The sequence below is a fragment of the Kibdelosporangium philippinense genome, assembly GCF_021390435.2.
GTDB classification, from domain to species: Bacteria; Actinomycetota; Actinomycetes; order Mycobacteriales; family Pseudonocardiaceae; genus Kibdelosporangium; species Kibdelosporangium philippinense.
The window spans coordinates 1,399,999-1,419,299 of record NZ_JAJVCN010000001.1 but is presented as its reverse complement, the minus strand read 5'-3'; the positions used below and the strand labels follow the sequence as shown (position 1 = coordinate 1,419,299).

Annotated in this window: 13 protein-coding genes; 1 reads left to right on the top strand and 12 read right to left on the bottom strand. The window is 64.8% G+C overall.

Going from position 1 to position 19,301, the window contains the following annotated elements:
- Positions 1-4 precede the first annotated feature (4 nt).
- From LWC34_RS06475 to LWC34_RS06440, 8 genes are all read right to left on the bottom strand, one after another.
- A complete protein-coding gene (locus tag LWC34_RS06475; protein ID WP_233723632.1) occupies positions 5-5,566 on the bottom strand; it encodes a non-ribosomal peptide synthetase in 5,562 nt (1,853 codons plus the stop codon).
- Positions 5,567-5,711: 145 nt separating this feature from the next.
- Entirely contained in the window at positions 5,712-8,309 is a 2,598-nt protein-coding gene (locus LWC34_RS06470; protein ID WP_233723630.1) for an ABC transporter permease, read from the bottom strand.
- Positions 8,306-9,064, bottom strand: a complete 759-nt coding sequence (locus LWC34_RS06465) for an ABC transporter ATP-binding protein (RefSeq protein ID WP_233723628.1) — start codon at positions 9,062-9,064, stop codon at positions 8,306-8,308. Before LWC34_RS06465 ends, LWC34_RS06470 begins: the two co-directional genes overlap by 4 nt.
- Positions 9,065-9,360: 296 nt before the next feature.
- The gene (locus LWC34_RS06460; RefSeq protein ID WP_233723626.1) at positions 9,361-10,503 is read right to left on the bottom strand and encodes a tryptophan 2,3-dioxygenase family protein; all 1,143 of its coding nucleotides are present in this window, start codon (positions 10,501-10,503) and stop codon (positions 9,361-9,363) included.
- A 59-nt stretch (positions 10,504-10,562) separates the two neighbouring features.
- Positions 10,563-11,561, bottom strand: a complete 999-nt coding sequence (locus LWC34_RS06455) for a methyltransferase (RefSeq protein ID WP_233723624.1) — start codon at positions 11,559-11,561, stop codon at positions 10,563-10,565.
- A 257-nt stretch (positions 11,562-11,818) separates the two neighbouring features.
- Complete coding sequence (locus tag LWC34_RS06450; RefSeq protein WP_233723622.1) at positions 11,819-11,992, bottom strand: hypothetical protein; 174 nt, start codon at positions 11,990-11,992, stop codon at positions 11,819-11,821.
- 323 nt (positions 11,993-12,315) lie between these two features.
- Positions 12,316-13,797 carry a flavin-containing monooxygenase gene (locus LWC34_RS06445; RefSeq protein ID WP_233723620.1) on the bottom strand — a complete coding sequence of 494 codons (1,482 nt, stop codon included), beginning with the start codon at positions 13,795-13,797 and terminating at the stop codon, positions 12,316-12,318.
- Positions 13,798-13,806: 9 nt separating this feature from the next.
- Positions 13,807-14,526: an SDR family NAD(P)-dependent oxidoreductase gene (locus LWC34_RS06440; protein ID WP_233723612.1), complete on the bottom strand. Its 720-nt coding sequence runs from the start codon at positions 14,524-14,526 to the stop codon at positions 13,807-13,809.
- 108 nt (positions 14,527-14,634) lie between these two features.
- Here LWC34_RS06440 and LWC34_RS06435 point away from each other — a divergent pair, with 108 nt between their 5' ends.
- Positions 14,635-15,234, top strand: coding sequence for a TetR/AcrR family transcriptional regulator (locus tag LWC34_RS06435; protein ID WP_233723610.1), 600 nt, complete (start codon positions 14,635-14,637; stop codon positions 15,232-15,234).
- On the opposite strand, the gene LWC34_RS59290 is transcribed toward LWC34_RS06435, so the two are convergent.
- The 4 genes from LWC34_RS59290 to LWC34_RS06415 form a co-directional block, all read right to left on the bottom strand.
- A complete protein-coding gene (locus tag LWC34_RS59290) occupies positions 15,209-16,252 on the bottom strand; it encodes a hypothetical protein (RefSeq protein ID WP_233723609.1) in 1,044 nt (347 codons plus the stop codon). The two genes, LWC34_RS06435 and LWC34_RS59290, sit on opposite strands and share 26 nt — an antisense overlap.
- 209 nt (positions 16,253-16,461) lie before the next feature.
- On the bottom strand, positions 16,462-17,439 hold the full coding sequence (locus LWC34_RS06425) for a transporter substrate-binding domain-containing protein (RefSeq protein ID WP_233723607.1): 978 nt from the start codon (positions 17,437-17,439) through the stop codon (positions 16,462-16,464).
- A gap of 15 nt (positions 17,440-17,454) precedes the next feature.
- Entirely contained in the window at positions 17,455-18,216 is a 762-nt protein-coding gene (locus LWC34_RS06420) for an amino acid ABC transporter ATP-binding protein (RefSeq protein ID WP_233723605.1), read from the bottom strand.
- Positions 18,213-19,163, bottom strand: a complete 951-nt coding sequence (locus LWC34_RS06415; RefSeq protein WP_233723603.1) for an amino acid ABC transporter permease — start codon at positions 19,161-19,163, stop codon at positions 18,213-18,215. The genes LWC34_RS06420 and LWC34_RS06415 overlap by 4 nt, the downstream gene beginning before the upstream one ends.
- Positions 19,164-19,301: the final 138 nt, after the last annotated feature.

The window sequence follows — 19,301 nt, the reverse complement described above, 5'->3', positions numbered from 1 at the left end:
GCGCTCAGGACTGGGCGGCGGCCAGCTGCATGACCATGGCCAGGATCCGGTCGCGGATGGTCGTGGCCAGTGCGGCGATCGTCGAGGCGTCGAAGAGGTCCCTCGGGGTGACCTCGACGCCGAACGCGGTCCGCATCCTGGCGACGATGCGGAGGCTGTTGATGGAGTCGCCGCCGATCGTGACGAAGTCGTCCTCGACGCCGATCCGTTCGATGCCAAGCACTTCCGCCCAGATCCGGACCAACGCCTCCTCGGTCGGATCCCTCGGGGCGACGTACTCGGCGTCCGCGCCATCCTGGCGGGTCGGCGACGGCAGCGCCGAGCGGTCGAGCTTTCCGTTGTGGTTCAACGGCATCCGCTCCAGCACGATGATCGCGGCCGGGATCATGTAGTCCGGCAGCGAATCGGCGAGATGGCTGCGCAACTCGTCCACGGTCAACGCCTGCCTGCCAACGACATACGCGGCGAGTCGCTTGTTGCCCTTGTCATCCGGCCACACCGACACCGCGGCCTCGGACACCTTCTCGTTGCGCAGCAACACACTCTCGATCTCGCCTGGCTCCACCCGGAACCCGCGGATCTTGACCTGGTCGTCCGTGCGACCAACGAAGTCCAGCGTGCCGTCCGCGCGCCATCGCACCACGTCACCGGTCCGGTACAGCCGCGACCCAGGCGGGCCGAACGGATCGGCAACGAACCGCTCGGCGGTCCTGACCTGGTTGGCCACGTAACCCCGCGCGATGCCAACGCCGCCGACGTACAGTTCGCCAGGGACCCCGATCGGCACCGGGGTCAGACGGTCGTCCAGCAGGTAGACCCGGGTGTTGGCCAGCGGCTTACCGAGAGGCACGCTGCGGTAACCCGCGCCCTGCTCGACCTCGAACAGGCTCACCGTTACGCCAGCCTCGGTCGGCCCATAGTTGTTGATCACGCGGTGGCTGCGTGCCCACGCCTCGGCCACCTCGGGCTTGACCACGTCGCCACCGACTCGCACGGTGTCCATGCCTGGCAAGGAGTCCACGTCCAGCGATGCCAGCACGGTGATCGGGATAGACGCCGTGGTCACCTCGCCCGCAAGCATGTGCTCGACCAAGTAGGCGCCGTTGCGCGCGACGTCCGGGGGCGACACCACCATCGTGCCGCCCGCGGCCCAGGTCGTAAACAGGTCCTGCACACCGGTGTCGAAGCTCATCGAGCACAGCTGGAACACCCGGCTGCTTGGCGTAAGGCCGTATGGCTCGACCACCGCGGTCACGGTGTTGTAGAGCGACCGGTGTTCGACCGCCACACCCTTGGGCTTGCCGGTCGAACCCGACGTATAGACGACGTAGGCGAGGTCACGTGGGCTGCCCGGCGCCTCGGGGTCGGTGTCCGGGTACTTGGCGATGACGGGCCAATCCCGGTCCATGAACACCAGATCCGCGTCAGTCCTGGGGAATTTGCCGACACCGTCCTCGTGCGCGAGCACGATCGGCGGCCGCGTCTCGTCCAGCGTGACGGCCAGGCGGTCGGCCGGGTAGTCCGGGTCGAGCGGCACGTATCCGCCGCCCGCCTTGAGAATCCCGAGGATGGCGACGAACAGGTCCAGGCTGCGTTCGATCGCGATGCCCACCAACACTTCGCTGCGCACACCCCGGTCGATCAGGTAGTGCGCCAACTGGTTGGCCCGAGTGTCCAACTCCGCGTACGTCAGCCGCTGGTCGTCGAGTTCCACCGCGACCGCGTCCGGGCGCAGCCGCACCTGCTTCTCGACCATCTCGTGCACGCGGTGCTCGATGGAATAGTCGACGGCCGTATCGGTCCAGTCGTCCACGACCAGGTGTTTTTCCGCAGGCGAAAGGGCAGGAAGCCCGTCGACCGTCAGCCCGGGGTTGCTGGCGAACGCTTCCAGCAGTGTGCGCAGGTAGTCGGCCATCCGGCGCACGCTGTCCGCTTCGAGCAGCGCGGGGTCGTAGTGCAGCCGCATGGTCAGCCGGTCGCCAGGCAGCACGACGACGCCGAGCGCCGCGCCCGAGCCGGTTTCCGTGTCGAAGTGGCTCAGTTCCAGGCCGTGCTTGGTGAAAGCGCGCTCGTCGAACGGGAAGTTCTCGAACACGATGATGCTGTCGAACAGGTTGTCCCCTGCGGACAGTCCACTCCAGGATTGGGCCTGCGTAAGGGAAACAGCTTCGAAGTCCCGGGCTCGGGCCTGTTCGGTCTGCAGCTCGGACAGCCAGGACACCAGGTCCTGCGCGCCATCCACACGCACGCGGATGGGCAGCGTGTTCACGAGCATGCCGATGATGGAGTCGACGCCAGCCAGCTCCGGAGTCCGGCCGGACACCGTGCCGCCGAAGCAAACGTCGCGGCTTCCGCTGTAGCGCGACAGCAACAACGCCCACGCGCCTTGCACGAGCGTGCTCGGTGTCAGCTTCGCGCGCTTGGCCACGTCCGCAAGCTGCGCGGACAGCGCGGGGGCGATGTTCACTTCCACCATGTCGGTGGCGCGCGGCCGGTAGTCGGGCGCGGCTGGACGGTCGTAAGGCAACCGGGTTGGCGTGGTGAAATCGGCGAGTGCGCCGTGCCAGTACTTCTCCAAAGCTGTTTCGTCTTGCTGACCAAGCCAACGCAGGTAGTCACGGAACGGCATACGCGGCTGAGGTTCCGGCCCGTCACCGTCGCGCAGCCGCGCGTAATCCGCGGCCACCTCGGTGAGCAGTTCGGCGCCGCTCCAACCGTCCATCACGATGTGGTGCATCGACCACAGGACATGGACGCTCGTGTCAGTAAGACGGATGATGGCGACCCTGGCCAGCGGCGCGGTTGCTAGGTCAACCCCGGCTGCGCGGTCTGCCGCGTGCATGGCGTGCAGGCGTTCCTGCCACTCGGCTTCCGGCAGCTCTCGCCAGTCGTGCTGGGTGATGGGCAACGTGGCCTTTGGGCGTACCACTTGCACGGGATCGTTGACGTCAGCCCAGATCACCGCCGTACGCAGGATCGGGAGCCGGTCGGCCGTCCGCTGCCAGGCCTTCGCGAGCAGGTCCGGTTCGGTGACGTGGTCAAGCACCAGGTCGAACTGGATCAGATGCAGACCGGTGTCGCCGGTCATCAACGCGTCGAACAGCATCCCGCTTTGCATTGGGGTCAGCGGGTACACGTCCTCGACCGCCCCAAGGCGCTCGGTTTCCGCAGCGGTGAGGTCGACGAGCGGACGGTCTTTCAGTACGGGCTCGCCGTCCGCCAGGGTCGCGACCTCGGCCAGTTCGGCGATGGTCGGCGTGATGAACAGGTCTTTGCTGGTCAGCCGGATGCCGTGGGACCGTGCCCGTGACACGAGTTTGATGGCCAGGATGGAGTCGCCGCCGACGGCAAGGAAGTTCTCGGTCACGCCGACCTTGTCGACACCGAACACCTCGGCCCAGACCTTGGCCAGCATCCGCTCAAGGTCGGTCCCCGGCTCCACATGCTCCACTGTGGACAGCTCATCGACCTGGGGCGCAGGCAGCTTGCCTCGGTCGATCTTGCCGCTGTTGGACAGCGGGAACGCGGTCATCGGGATCAGCCAGGACGGCACCTGGTAGCTCGGCAGCCGCTCGGCCAGCGTTTCGCGCCACGTGTCCACATCGGCGTGTTCCGACACGACGTAGCCGACCAAATGCTTGGCACCACGCGTTTCGTGCACGATGACCACAGCGTCGGTCACGCCATCGAGGTCGTTGAGCGCGGCCTCGACCTCGCCGATCTCAATCCGCAGGCCACGGATCTTGACCTGGTTGTCGATCCGGCGCAGGTAGTCCATCGTGCCGTCGGCACGCCACCGGACGATGTCGCCCGTGCGGTACAACCTCTCCCCCACGCCGAAGGGATCAGCCACGAACCGTTCGGCCGTCAGTGACGCCCGGCCGAAGTAGCCGCGCGCCAAACCGTCACCCGCGATGTACAACTCACCGGGCGCGCCAACCGGAACGGGGCGCAGCCACGCGTCGAGCACGTACAAGCGGGTGTTGTCCAGCGGTCCGCCAAGCGGGACCACCCGCTCACGCACCTCGTCGAGGTTGAGCTCATGGAAGGACGCATATGTCGTTGCTTCGGTCGGTCCGTAAGCGTTGATGACCACTGTGCCAGGGCAGTGCACCATCACGCGCTCTAGCGCCTCCGCCGAGGGCGCCTCGCCGCCGGTGATGACCGTGGCCGCGCCCTTGAAGCAATCGGGCGCCTCTTCAGCAAACAGGCGCAGCAGCGCGGATGTGAGGAACACGGCCGTCACGCCGTGCTTAGTGATCAGCTCGCGCACGAGCGCGGGCGTCGGTTCCTCCATCGCGATGACCATCTCGCCGCCGGTCAGCAACGGCACCCACACCTCGTAGGTCGAGGCGTCAAACGCGTGCGGGGAGTGGAACACGATGCGACGGTGTGCCGCGTGGCGCCATCGGTCGTCCCAGGCCATCGAAGCCACGTCGGTGTGGGTGATCGCGACGCCCTTCGGGACGCCAGTAGAACCCGACGTGAACATGATGTACGCGAGCTGTTGGGCATCCGGCAACTGCTCGGGATCGTGTGACGGTTGCTCCGCGGTCGTGGCTGCCTCGTCCACTTTGAGCACAAGGGCATCGGCCGCGGCAGCCTTGGCCGCCATCACCTGGTCGGTCAGCAGCACCTCGGCGCCGACGTCGGCAAGCACGAGACGTACGCGATCCTCGGGGTACGCGGCATGCAGCGGGACGTAGACACCGCCTGCCTTGAGGACAGCCAGCATGGACACAACCGCGAGCACCGAACGGTCCAGCAGCAACCCGACCCGCGACTCAGTCGTGACGCCCTCGGCGATCAGACGGTGGGCGAGCTGGTTGGCGCGCTCGTTCAGCTCGGCGAAGGTCAGCTGCTCGTCGCCGAAAAGGAGGGCTGGCTTGTCCGGGGTGAGCCGGACCTGGTCGGTGAAGATGTCGATGAGGCTGGCGTGCGCGGGGAATTCGCGCGTGGTGTCGTTCCAGTCGCCGACCATGCGGTACAGCTGGTCGTTGGGCATCAGCTGAAGGTCGTACAAGGGCCGGTCCGGGATGTCGACTACGCCTTCGACCAGGCTGTGGAACGCGTCAGCGAGCCGCTCGATGGTGGCCGCGTCGAGGATGTCGGGGTCATAGTCGACGGAAACAGCAACCCCGCCACCAAGTTCAGCGAACCGAAGGACGATGTCGGCGACGGCGAATTCACCGGGAAGCTCGCCGGAGACTTGGTTGAGAAGGCCGTCGAATGCCTGTCCACTGTGGACCTGAACAGCTCTCGCGTCCTTTGTAGACCTGCTGCTGACGGTCGCGGTAACCTCGTCCTCACCCGCGTACACAGCGGACAGCACCCGGCTGACAGCGACCAGCGCGCCGAACAGCGTGCCGCCGTGAGATTCCGCCAATTGCCGCAGGCCTGATGTGAGCGCGCTGTCGAGTGTGAACCGGTGCGTCGCCGTGGCTCCGGCAGGTGCTGTCGGTCGTGGACGGTCGACGGGAAAGCGGGTCAGCATCGTCTGCTCGACTGCCGGTCCTGCTCCCTTGAACCCCTCGTGGGTCACGTTCTCCCCCTCCGGTCTGGGCATCGCACGACGGCGCAAGCCGTGCCTGACGACCAAAGTCTCCCGACCAGCCCGAACCACAGCTACGCGTTTGACCGGAGAACGAAACAACCTCGTGAGTGGTTAGCCGTGTTCTAACGCGACTAACCACTCACGAGGGTCTACCTGCTTATTCGCGGCCGCCGATGGCGTCGATCGGGGCTGGCCGCATGGCGAACCGGGTCGCCCAGGTGATCGCGCCCCAGGCCAGCAGGATGGTCAGCGCGACGATCGCGATCAGCCCGAGGATCGAAATACTGGGAATGGGCTGCTTCGTCAGCCCGAGGCTGATGCCGATCAGCGGCGGGATCGTCGCGAGCAGACCGAACAGCAGCGCCGAGAAGACCACGATCCTGGTCTCGCCGCGCATCATCGACCGGACCTGCCCCTGGCCAGCACCGATGAGTTGCAGCATGGCGAACTCACGCACCCGCGAGGCCGTCGCCATCACCAACGTGTTCACCACAGCGATAGCGATGTAGCCAAGCAATACGAACTGGAACAGGAGGTTGAGCAATCCCTCATCCGCACCGCCCCCTGGCGAGGCCAACAGTTCGTCCCGATCGCCCAGTTGAACCGTCGGATAACGCTCAAGGGCCGCGCGCAACGCGGTCGCGAGCGTGTCCACATCGGTCCCGTCAGCGGACTTGATCAGCACAGCACTGTCGACCTGGGCGGTGGTGTGCGCGACTACGAGGTCGTTGGGCAGGGTGACGTCCCCGAAACCCAAGCCGTTCTCGTAGATCGCCACCACCCGGGGTTTGATCACCGAGCCGTCGCCGAGCCGCAGGTCGATCGTGCCGCCCTGTTGCGCCCCAACGGTCTCGGCGGTGACGCGGCTCAGCGCCACAGTCTCACCGCGCAATCCCGCGATGTCACCTTCGATGACCCCGATGTCCATAGTGCTGCCGAGGCCCTCGGGCACAACACCTTGAGCCCCATAGACCTTGGTCGCTGTGCTGTCCTCGGACGGGAACGTCACCAGCACACGCATCCGTGCGACCGGAGTCGCCACAGCAACCCCGGGCACACCGCGCACAGTGTCCACAACCTGCGGAGACACCCCGGTGCCGGACGAAGCGGCCACCACATAGTCAGCGCGCAAGCCGTCCTCGATCTGGTCCTGCGCAGCAGCCATCGCCGTCGAGGCACCGAACACCTGCACAGCAGCCAAAGTCACGCCCATTGCCAACGGTGTCGTCGCCGCGCTGAGCCGCCGCGAATTGGCCTGAGCATTGCGCTTGGCAAGGAAGCCACTGGCCGAGAACGGCCGCGTCAGGAACGACCCGAACACGGCGATGGCACCGTTGAGCAACAGCGGCCCAAGACACCCGATGGCCACGACGAACAGCAGCACCGCGGAAGCCGCGGTATCAGCGGCCGAATCACCGGCCACAGCAACGTTGTTCAAGGTCAGCAGCAGCCCGAGCGGGATCAGCAGCAGGCCGATGATCACCCGGACCTTGCTGAGTTTCTTGGGTTCCACCGCGGCATCGCCGAGCGCCTCGACCGGACTGACCTTGGCCACCTGACGCGCGACCAGCCAGCCGCCAAGCCGGGCGGCGGTCATGCACAGCACCAGCGTCGCCAAGATGGGCAAGATCCCCACCTGCATTTGGAAGTCCGAAGGCATCACGCCAGCCACGATGAACACGCCACGCATCAGAAAGGCGAGGAAGACGCCAGGAATCGCGCCAACCACAGCACCCGCTGCGGCCACCAGGACCACCTCGGCGCGGATCATCCAGTGGATCTGCTTGGGCGTCGCGCCGATCGCACGCAATAGGGCCAGTTCGCGGCGACGCTGCCGTACCGACAACGCGAGGGTGCTCGCAACCACGAACACCACGATCAACACCATGGTGCCGCCGAAAGACGCCGCCATCTCGACGACCACGGCACGGGCGTCACCCACGTCCAGGAACTCCGCGTCGCCACGTCCCGCGCCGGTGTGAGCCACGAGGTCCGGCACCGCGGCGGTGATGGCCTGGGCCAACTGTTCCGGGTTGACGCTGGGGTCGGCGAGCACGCCGATGGCATCGACCCGGTCCGGCCTGCCGGACAACCTGATCGCTTGGTCGTCGGTGAAGAACACCGCGGACTGCCGGGCAAGTTCGTCCGGCGGAGACGCGATACCCACCACGCGGTAGGACGAAGGGATCGAGCCGACCACGAGCTGCACGGTCGAGTCGAGCGCCACATCACCACGCGAGGCGAGGTCAGCGTCGAGCACGACCTCCCCAGGCGCGGCGGGCGCACGGCCCTCGCTCACCGAAAACGGCCCGAGCGCCGAGGAAGACCACCCGTGCCCCAGCACCGGGAAGTCGTCAGGACCATTCACCACGCCATCCGGCGTGAGCAAACTGACCCCGACGTTGATGTCACTGATAGCGGACTTCACGCCAGGAACCGCGGCAATGGCAGCGACCTTGGAAGCAGGCAACGTGACCCGCTCGCTGTAGCGAACCTCGGCGGTCTCATCCAGCCAGTACGACTGCTCCGCGCTGAGCACGACCGCCGCGCCCGCGTACCGTTCAGGGGTTACGCCCGTGCCGAGCCCGGATTCCAGCAGAACCCCGCAGGCGGTGATCACGGCCGAGCCCGCGGCGATCGCGACGAAAGAACCCGCGAAACCGAGTTTGCGGCCCTTGATCGTGCTCCAGGCCAGCGACAAATCCCGGCGGCCCGGCACCACGAAGGCAACGGCCCGCTTGATGCTGCGGATCACCACTCCCCCAGATGGGTCATGCGCGCCGCGACCTGATCCGGCGTTGGCCGGGTCATCTCGCCCGCGAGTCTTCCGTCGGCGAGGAACACCACCGAGTCGGCGTGTGACGCGGCGACCGGGTCGTGGGTCACCATCAGCACTGTCTGCCCCATGTTGTCCACGACCTGGCGCAGCAGTTCCAGCACCTGCTTGCTGGACCGGGAGTCCAGCGCGCCGGTCGGTTCGTCCGCGACCACCACGTCCGGGTGGGTGATCAGCGCGCGGGCCACCGCGACCCGCTGCTGCTGACCGCCGGAAAGTTCGCTCGGCCGTCGCTTCATGTGTTCGCCGAGGCCGACCGCGGTGAGCACCTCACGCAGGAACGCCTTGTCGGTCTTGCGGTCCGCGAGGCGCAGCGGCAGCGTGACGTTCTCTTCCACGGTCAACGAGCCAAGCAGGTTGTAGGCCTGGAAGATGAAGCCGATCCGCTCCCTGCGCACCTCGGTCAGCTCGACTTCGCCGAGCTTGGACAGTTCGACGTCACCGAGCCAGACCGCACCCGAGGTCGGCCGGTCGAGCCCGGCCGCGCAGTTGAGGAAGGTGCTCTTGCCGGAACCCGACGGTCCCATCACCGCCGTGAAGGTGCCGCGGCGCAGCTCGATGCTCACCGCATCGAGGGCACGTACCGCACTCCCGCTCGAACCATAGACTTTGGACACCGAATCCAACCGAATTGAATAATTCGTCGAAGTGGCGCGCCGCACAGCAAAGGCCATGCCGGGAACAGTACCGAAACGATGACACGCATCGCCAGCTACTGCCCGCAGAAAAGTCAATCCTGGTTAAATGCACAACTCATGGTTCAAGATTGCGCCGTACCCCCTCAATACACAGGTTGTGCGGCCAGCGGGATTGTGCGGCACATTAAGTTGTGCAGCATATTCGCCCGGCCTGCACAACGTTTCGGACACCAAAAAGCGCTGGTCGAGCCGTCGTTGAGCGCCGCGCGTGGTCATAAACAACGGGCGCCCCATTCCGGATCGTCCAGCGCCGGTGGGTGCGGAGAAAGAAATCAGCGATACGCGTACGCGAGCAAGTCAAGGCCGGTAGCGGTGGTGACCGGCTCGGGGTCGAGGTTGTCCTTGTGCACGAACCGCTTCAGATAACCGGCGCCTTCGGTGCCGCCGGATCCCTTCATGTCGGGCAGATAGCGGCGGCCGAATCCGTAGTGCCTGCCGCGCCACGTCAGCAAGGTGCGTTCGACCGCGGCCATCGCCTCGGTCAGCTCGGGATCATTCGCCTCGGCCACCTGGTCACGCAGTGACGGCACCAGCCGCAGCGGTGGCACGGTCAGCTCGTGCAGGTGCGGGAACTTCATGTACGCCTCGAGCTTGCGGGCGTCGAAGCCGTACATCACCAGTTCCATCATGTGGTAGTTCAGCGACTGCACGGCACTGGCTTCACCGGTGGCGTCGCGGAACGTCAGGAACAGGTCGGGCGTGAGCGTTTGGAGCATGTGGAAGATGTGGTTGGGCAGTTCCGCGTAGTGCACCAACTGCGCCATCAACGCGTGCGCCTCACCATCGGCGCGCTCGATCGAGGTCCGCGCCCGCACGGTGAAGTAGCGGATCAAGTGGAACGCCAGCTCGCACGCCTGCACTGAGCGCAGGAAGACGTGCTCGTGGTGGTCGTTCGAGGCGAGGAAGCCGGAGCAGCGAGTCAGCACGTACGCCTGCCATCGCGCCATTTCGTCATCACGCGCCTCGTCGATGACCTCGGCAGCGGTCCGGTCGCCGCCGGTTTCCACAGGCAGCTTCCGGACCTGTGCACGCAGCACGGCCAACCTGCTCAGCCGCTCCTCGGAGTGGTCTGTCTCGGTCAACTGGGGAGACGCGCGCCGCTCGACCTCCTCGAGGTCGGCCAGCGTCGCGTCCATGGCCAGCACCGCCGCGGCCACGGGCCCGGCTGGGTGCTGGTCGAGGAACCACGCGTAGACGTGCGCGTTGGCGTATCGGTAGTACTCGGGGATGGGTTCCGGGCTGAACGGCCGGGTCAGCAGCCGCATCACCTCGCTCTCAAGGCCTTGATCGGCACAAGCCTCGTCGTAGAGCTTGGTCAGCAAGTCGCGCTCGATCGACATCAGCGCCTGCTTGCCGGCCCGGCCTTGCAACTGTGCGACCTCGGCGCATCGGCCGGGTAATGTTGGGGTTTCCATGTGTCCTCCAGCGCTGCGCTCTACCGCCGCTGGTCGTCAGGCGACCGCGGCACGGCGTCTCATCGCTTGTGACCGATGACCAAGTGCTTGTCCTGTGTGGACCGGTGCACCTCGCAGTCGACGAATCCGGCGCTTTCGAGCAGGCCGATGAACTCGGCCGCGGTCCGGTGCTTGCCCTTGGCTTCGACGTGCATCGACACGTTCATCACCGCGGCGGGCAGCGGGCCACGGCGGTCGTCGTCGAACAGGCGGTCCATCACCAGCACGCGACCGCCGTCGTTGCACGCGCGGTATGCCTTGCGCAGCAGTTCAAGGCCGATCTCGTCGGTCCAGCCGGACAGGATGTAGCCGAACGCGACGCAGTCGGTCCGCGGGAACTCGTCCTTGTGGAAGTCGCCGGAGGCGAAGTCCAGCCGACCGTGCAAGCCGTAGCGTTCAACGGTTTTCGCCACGAACGGGCCGACCTCAGGAAGCTCGTACACGGTGGCGCGCAGGCCAGGAGTCGCCTCCAGCGCGGCCACGCAGAACGGTCCACTCGCGCCGCCGACGTCCACCAAGTGCCCGACTCCGGTCAGTCCGGCCATGGGCACGAGCTCGCGGGAGACGTCGTAAGTGAGCTGCCACATGGCCTGCACGAACTCCTCGGTGAGCTTCGGAGTCCCGTACATGACGTCGAATGGGGTGGGCAGGGCCGCGTCAACGGCCGACTTCCCGGCTTTCAGGTAGGCGTCGAGATTCGGCAGCCGGTCGACCGTGCTTCCCATGACGTGGCTGAGGAAACCGCCGACCGAACGTGGGCTCTTCGGGTCGAGGAAAGGCGCCATCTCCTGGGAGATGCGGTAGGCACCGTCGTCGTTCTGCTCGATGACGCCGAAGGTGTCGAGGAGGATCAACAGCCGGTCGAGGGTCTCCTCGTCGAGGCCGAGCCCGGCGGCGATCTTGCCGGTGTGCGCCTCCTGCTCGATGAGGAATCCGAAGACACCGTGTTTGTCCGCCAAGTGGACCGCGGTTGTCGCGTACACGCCGTAGACCGCTTTTTCCAACGCGTTGGGCAGCATCAATCAGTCTCCACATCGTCTCCGTTGGCGGTCACGCAGTCTTTTCGGACCTATTTCCGGGAGCCGAGGTTATGGGCGCCCTGCGAAGCCCCTCAAGGAAGTTGCCTTGTAGGTCAAGAACCGACGCGGGATGCGATATCGCGACTTGAAACGGTGTGACTGAATTGCCGTTAGTGGAAACTACGCGGCACGCGAAAGGTGTTTTACCGCTGCGGAAAACAGTCGGCCGGCCGATCACGGGCCGGCCGACTGCGAACTCACACCAGAGTGATCCAGTACGTCCAGAACGCTTGCAGCACACCGGCAACGATCACCGTGTACCACATGACAAGCCCAACGGTGTGGTATCTGGCCAGCACCTGACCGACCCGCACGGACTGCAAGTTGTGCAGCGTGACGTGCCAGAAACTTTTGGGGCCGTTGAACGCCAATGTCAGGAGTTTAGGCTTTGTTGGTCGGGCGTGGCTGGGCCGGTATTCAGGTCGTTGAAGAGCGGGTTTCCCTGGTGGCACACCACGGAGACCGCGGTGGCCGCGGTCAGGGTGGCGCGCTGCGGCGCTATGCGGGTGGGAGGCCCTCGTGAGGGGAAGATTCGGGGCGTTCAATTTCAACGCCGTGAAGGTGTCCTTCACGGCATCCCACCCCGTCACAGGTCGGGCAGGTGTGACAAATGTGACTACGAGGCGATCAACAGTCTACGATGGACCCAAATGATCTAGAACCGACAGCGACGGGCCGATCCCGAGAGAACCACTTACGACAACACGAAGTCAAGGCGCCGGATCCGGCGAGTGCGACGCAGAAACTCGACGGTGGTGTCGGGCCAGAGCAGGGTGTTCCGGCCGGTTCTGGGGTCCTGGTACCAACTGCGGCAGCCACCGGACTCCCAGACAGTGTGTGCCATCCGGTCCTGCACCCATTCGTTGAACCGCAGCTGGGCTTCGGCCGTGACCTCGATCGACCGTGCTCGACTTCGCCACACACGTTTGACACAGTCGACGATGTGCCGGGCCTGGGCTTCGATCATCACGATCTGGGAGTTGTGGCCGAGGCCGGTGTTCGGACCGGCCATCACGAACATATTGGGGAATCCCGCGACCGTGGTGCCTAGATACGCGGACATTCCTTGGCTCCAGGCGTCTTTCAGCCGGACGCCCGCGCGCCCGGTGATCGCCATTCGGGTCACGTTGTTGTGCGCGTCGAAGCCGGTGCCGTAGATCAACACGTCCGCAGGCACAACGGTGCCATCCGCGGCCACCACGCCGTCTGGTCCTATCGACCGGACATCGCCAGTGTGCACCGAAACGTGTGGGCGCGTAAGAGCCGGATACCAGTCGTTGGAGATGAGCAAACGCTTGCATCCCACCGTATAGTCCGGCGTCAGACGCGCGCGCAGGTCGGCATCGGACACCTGCCGGTTGAGGTGCCCACGGGCATAGCGGGCAGTCTGGGCCATCCGCACAGGATCCTGAACGAAACCGGCCGCCCGGTTCTCGTGGATCCAGAACAACCGTCGCCGTACATACCAACGATGCGGCGGGAACCAAGCAGTCGACATCGGACGGTCCAATTTGGGCATTATCCACGGCGCTGTGCGTTGGAACACAGCAAGCTCCGCCACTTGGTCCACAATGGCGGGAACGAACTGGATGGCGCTGGCACCCGTGCCGATCACCGCGACCCGCTTGCCTTGAAGGTCAACGGAATGGTCCCAGTTCGCCGAATGGAAGGCGGGCCCGGCGAAGACACCCGGCAGGTCCGGCACCACCGGATGATGCAGCGCTCCAACGGCACTGATCAGAAACCGGGCCCGATACCGTTCTCCTGACTCAGTTTCGACCTCCCAACGCGCGTCTGCCGAGTCCCAGGACGCCCGCGCGACGCGTGTGCCAAATCGCGTGCGGTCGGTCAGACCCCGGCGCCGAGCAACGTCGTGCAGGTAAGCCAAGATCTCTGGCTGAGGCGCGAACAGCCGCGTCCAATTCGCCTTCTGGTCGAACGAGAACGAGTAGAGCGGCGACGGAATATCGCAGGCGCAGCCGGGATAGGTGTTGTCACGCCACACTCCGCCGAGGTCCGAGGCCTCTTCGAGGATGCGGAACGACCGGATTCCAGCCCGATCGAGCAGTGCGGCAACGCCAAGGCCGCTGAACCCCGCACCGATGATCACCACATCGAGCTCGTTGGCGCGTGGCACGACCTGATCGGGACACACCGGCTCAGCCAGAAAAGTCATGACACCTCCTCAGCGATGTAGTCCGGAGCGCATGAGACCGGCGCCTCCGTCAAGCCGTAGCGCCTGCCCGGTCATGTAGCCGGAGGCGGGCGAGAGCAGATAGATCACCGTGCCAGCGAGCTCGTCCAGCGTCGCCAACCGGCCCAAAGGGACATTCGCGAGCATCCGTTGCGTCGTCTCGGGCGGCAATGCCAGCACCTTCGGCGTCGCGACGAGCCCGGGCATGATGGCGTTCACCCGGATCCCGGCATCGGCCCATTCGCCCGCCAGAGTCCGTGTCAGGCCAAGCACTCCGGCCTTCGCCGCGGCGTAGGCGGCCTGTCCCGGCAACCCGTCCCGCGCCGCGAGCGACGAGAAGAACACGATCGTCCCGTGTCCGCGTAGGTGCGGGAATGCCGCCTGCGCAACGAAAAACTGCGCCGACAGGTTCGCGTCGACGTCAGCACGGAAGGCGTCGACCGGAAACCGGTCAGCCCGGTGCAGCGTGTCGACTTTCCCGGCGACGCCCACGAGCGCGTCAAGCCCGCCCAGCCGTTCCACCGCTTCCGCCACGGCATTGGCGGCAGCGGTGTCGTCAGCGAGGTCTGCCTCCACGTCGGCGCCGGTGCCGGGCAGGTCGACCCCGATCACGTGCGCTTTGAGTTCGACCAACGCCTCGCACGTCGCCCGCCCGATACCGCCGGCCGCGCCTGTCACCAGCACCCGCATGCCGGGCTCAGTTTTGACCATCGGACAACTCCTCGTGTCGATCGCTCGATCGACACGAACCTAGACCCGCTCTGACCTGCCGTCAAGGTGTCGATCGAGCGATCGGCAAGTATTGGTATGGTTTCGCCCATGGCCAGAAAGAGGTCACTGGACGACGGGCCAGTGCTGCGCGCGGAAATCCTCTCGACCGCGTCCCGGATGTTCTACGAGCACGGGTACGCGGCCACGTCGATCCGCGACCTGGCGGAGGCGGTCGGTATCTCGTCGTCCACGATGTACCACCACTTCACGAACAAGCAGGACATCCTGCACGCGATCATTTTGACGTTCATGCAGGACTTCAACGACGCGATCGTGCCCGTCCTGCGCGACCTCACCCACCCGCCTCAGGTTCGTCTCGCCGATGCGATCCGGCTACACCTGGAGATATCGGACGAACGGCGGCCGGAACTGCTGACCGGCAACCCATTCCGCAACGCATTGGGACCCGAGCAGCAGCGCCAGGTCATCGCGTTGCAACGGGCCTACCACCAGGCCATCCGCCAAACGATTGTGGCGGGTTGCGCAGAGGGTACATTTGCGACAGACGACCCAACCATGGCCACAATGGCCGTACTGGACATGCTCAACGGAGTCCGCGAGTGGTTCCACAAAGGAGGAACCTTGACCCGCTCGGAAGTCATCGCCCACTACCAGGCGATGATCACGAAACTCCTGAGCCCGTCGTGACCAACCCAGGGTAATCCTTGGTGAACCTGGCGATGATCGTCGCAGACGGAAGAATTTCGCCCAATGCTGCCTGTTTCTGACCCCACACGGCCGCAGCTTCGCGTTGGTTCGGAGTGCCGTGGCCACGATCGCAGTCGCCTATGGACGCGTTGAGTTCGCCAACTTTCCGTTGAGCGCTGGCATTGAAGGCGCGACCTTTGGCGTGTGCGACGAAGTATCCGCCGAATGCGTCCGGGCCCAGTTCACGCGCCTCATCGTTCGGGTGATTGTCGTTGGCGTAATTGAGCTGGTGCCCGTACTCATGGCCGACAATGGTTTCGACCGAAACGTCGCCAAACCCGAACTCGCTGGCCACATCAAGCAGCCCATCGCCAAGGAGCACCCGCTTGCCGCCGACGCTTCCAGGCGGCGTGGACAACGCGTTCATTGTCAGCAAAGGGTTGCGGCCCTTACGCATCGCGGGCAGTTCGAAAAGGACCTTGCGGGCATTGGCGGCAGCCTTGTCGGCCTTTACCGGGGTCATCCCGATCTCAAAGGCCAGCTTCATTTTTGCCTGCTTGCCGAGATCGGTCCCCTTCCACGCAACGAGCTGGATGTCGCGGCCCTCGATGTCCCAGAAGCTGCGGAGATTCCGGATCGTCGCGTCAGCCCGTGCGGAGTATTGCCCGGCGCTGCCAAAGGCCTGCGGCTGCTCCTCGGACACCACACCTTGGACATAGAGCCTGCCGAGGGAGGTGAAGGCGTCCACAGCCTGTTGCTCAAGCGGGGTCAATCGCGCGGCAAGCTTCTTCACGTGAGTCACCAACGCGCCCTCGGTACAGCCAGCGTCTCGGTTCTGTCCGATCCCCACGTCAAGGAATGGGTCTGCTATGTCCTGTGCGTGCCCGTTCTCCGCGTCTTCAACGTCTTTGACAAGTTGAGCCACATCCTGCTCAATGGTGGATGGTTCGGCGGCCACCGCCGAGCCCACCGTGAGCGAACTCGCGGTGACGACGGCTGTGATGATGGTGGCGAACATCCTTGTTCGCGAGAAGTTCTGCACTGTGCTGCCCCCTTGGCGCTGCCCCCTTGGCTATGCGGTTGGCAGCGAAGTTACGGGAAAGCAGAAGCCATTCCCTGAGCCGATCGGCGGATGCGGTAGCCGACCGGCTCAGCCAAAGGATTGAGCCTGAGTTCCTCGTGAGTGGTTTCGCCGGTTCTAACCGGCGAAACCACTCACGACCTGTGTCAGGTGTTGGTCAGGGGTAGGCCTGGCGGGTTGATCTCGGATTTCTCCACTGCCTCACTGCTCAGGTGCCAGGCGTCGAGCCACTGCTGGTACTGGCCGTTGGCGATCAGGTGATTGATCGCGTCGGCCAACGGCTCAACCAATCCACTGTCCTTTTTGGTCGTCGCGGCGATCAGTCCCTGTAGTGACTCACCTGCGCCGGAATGCGTGCCTGCCAGTTTCTTCGGGTTCGGCGAGTTCTGGCTCTGGGCGATCTGATAGAGCACACCGGGGCTTGGGCCGAGGTACGTGTCGATCTGCCCCGAGTTGATCGCCAACTGCGCGGCGTTGATGTCCGGGTAGTAGGAGATGACGAAGTCCTTGCCTTCACTCCGCAGCTTCGTCTGCCATTCGATCAGGATCTTCTCCTGGTTCGTGCCTTTGCCTACCGAGATCTTCTGGCCGGCCAGCGTGCGATAGTCGCCGGTGAAGGTCCACGGGTTGCTCTGCAAGGCCTCGAATGCCAGATTGTCCTTACGATAGCTGGCGAAGTCGTACTTCTCCTTGCGCTTCTCGGTATCCGTGATGTTCGAGAACGCCGCGTCGACCCGGTCGCTGTCGATGCCGACGAACATGTTTTCCCACGTCGAGTTCTGGAACTCCGGTTTGAGCCCAAGCACTCCGGCGACCAGGCGGGCCAGGTCGGACTCTGAGCCGGTGATGGTCTTGTGATCGGTTCCGATGTACTGCAGGGGCGGGCTTCCGGAGGGCAGCGCACCGACTCCCAGTTTTAATGTGCCGCTGTCGCGGATGCGTTGCGGCACCTTCGCCCGGATTTCCTCAACTGTCTTGACTGTGATGGACGTTTCCGTAGCCGCACCGTTGGACAAGGCGCCAACGGCGACGGTCGTTTCACCATTGGCCGACGCGGCCGTCCCTTCACCGCCGCACGCGGCAAGCGTGAGCACGAGTGCCACGGCCAAGATGGATCTGAGCATTGTTTCTCCTGCCATTCAAAGGACTCTGCCGAGGAACTCGCGGGTACGGATGTGCCGCGGCTGATCGAGCACCTGGTGCGGCGGGCCTTGTTCGACGATCTGGCCACCGTCAAGGAACACCACTTCGTCAGCGACTTCGCGGGCGAAGGCGATCTCGTGCGTCACGATGACCAGGGTGGTGCCGGTGCTGGCAAGGTCCTTGATCGCCGAGAGCACCTCGCCAACCAACTCCGGGTCCAGTGCCGAAGTCGGCTCGTCGAACAGGATCACGCCGGGACGTTGGGCGATCGCGCGGGCGATGGCGACTCGCTGTTGCTGCCCACCGGAAAGCTGTCGGGGATAAGCGTTTTCCTTGTCCGCGAGGCCGACGCTGGCAAGCAGAGCCCTGGCCTGATCCAGCGCCTCGGCCTTCGTCGCGGCACCGGTCGCGATGGGCGCCTCCGCAACGTTCTCCACCGCGGTGAGGTGCGGGAACAAGTTGAAGTTCTGGAAAACAAAGCCAATCCGCGTGCGTTGGGCGAGAATTGCGCGCTCCGGCAACTCCCTGAGCCGGTCACCGTGTCTGCTTACGCCAATCAGCTCGCCATTGATGCTCACATAACCCTGATCGAGCTTTTCCAGGTGGTTGATCGCGCGCAGCAGCGTCGACTTACCTGAGCCGGACGGACCGATGATGACGGTAACCTTGCCTGGCGCGACTGTCAGGGAGATCCCGTCGAGAACGGTATGCGCGCCAAAGGACTTGACCGCGCCAGTCACCTCGACCGCGGCACTCATCGCCGCACCCCCGCAAAACCGTTGCGCAGCCGTTGGAACGGGGTCGGTGGCAGCGTTCGCACCGCACCTCGCGAGAACCGCCGTTCGACGTAGTACTGCACGACCGAAATGATGCTGGTGAGAATCACGTACCACACCGTGGCGACCAACAGCAGCGGAACGATATCGCCGGGATACGTGCTGCCAAGACTTTGCACGGTGCCGAACAGGTCGAGCAACGATACGTAGAACACCAAGGACGTGCTCTTCACCAGGCTGATCAACAGGTTGACGTAGTTCGGAATGACCGAGCGAAGTGCCTGCGGCAGCACAATCCGGCGGAACTGGCGGTAGCGCGGAATGCCCAGTGCCGCAGCAGCTTCATGCTGACCTTGATCCACCGACAGGATCCCGGCTCGGACAATCTCCGCGGCATAGGCGGATTCGTGCAACGTGAGACCCAGGATCGCGATGACCGTTTCGGTCGCGAGCGCGGTGACGCCGAATGTCACCAACTCAGGCCCGAACGGGATCCCGAGGCTCAAAGTCCGGTACAACGCGCTGAAGTTGTAGAGGAACAACAGCACCACAATCAGCGGGACCGACCGGAACAACCAGATGTACGTCCAGCTCACAGACTGCAGAACAGGGTTACGCGACAATCGCGCGAGCGCCAGAACCGTCCCCCCGACCAACGCGAGCACCGCGCTCGCGGCCGTGACATAGAGGGTGATCAGCAGTCCTTCGAGCACGACCGGATCGAGAAACCAATAGACGAACCGATCCCATTGGAAGAACGGATTGGCCACCATCCCGTCCACCAACTGGGCGAGCACCAGCAGCACCACGACGGTGGCGATCCACCGACCGGGACGGCGTAAGGGAATGACGCGGCGCGTCGCGAGACTCGCCGGTTGACTGGTCTCCGCGCTCGGCGCGGAAACATCGGTGTGCGCAGGTGGGGACACTGTCGATTCCAGACTTCGCGAATCCGCGAGCGACGAGGGATGAAGCCGAAGATGGTCAATCGAAACTACGAAGCGGGCGAAGGAAGTGTCAACGAATCCCACAGTGTGGCCGGGGAGGAGCTCAGCCCTGTTGTCCAC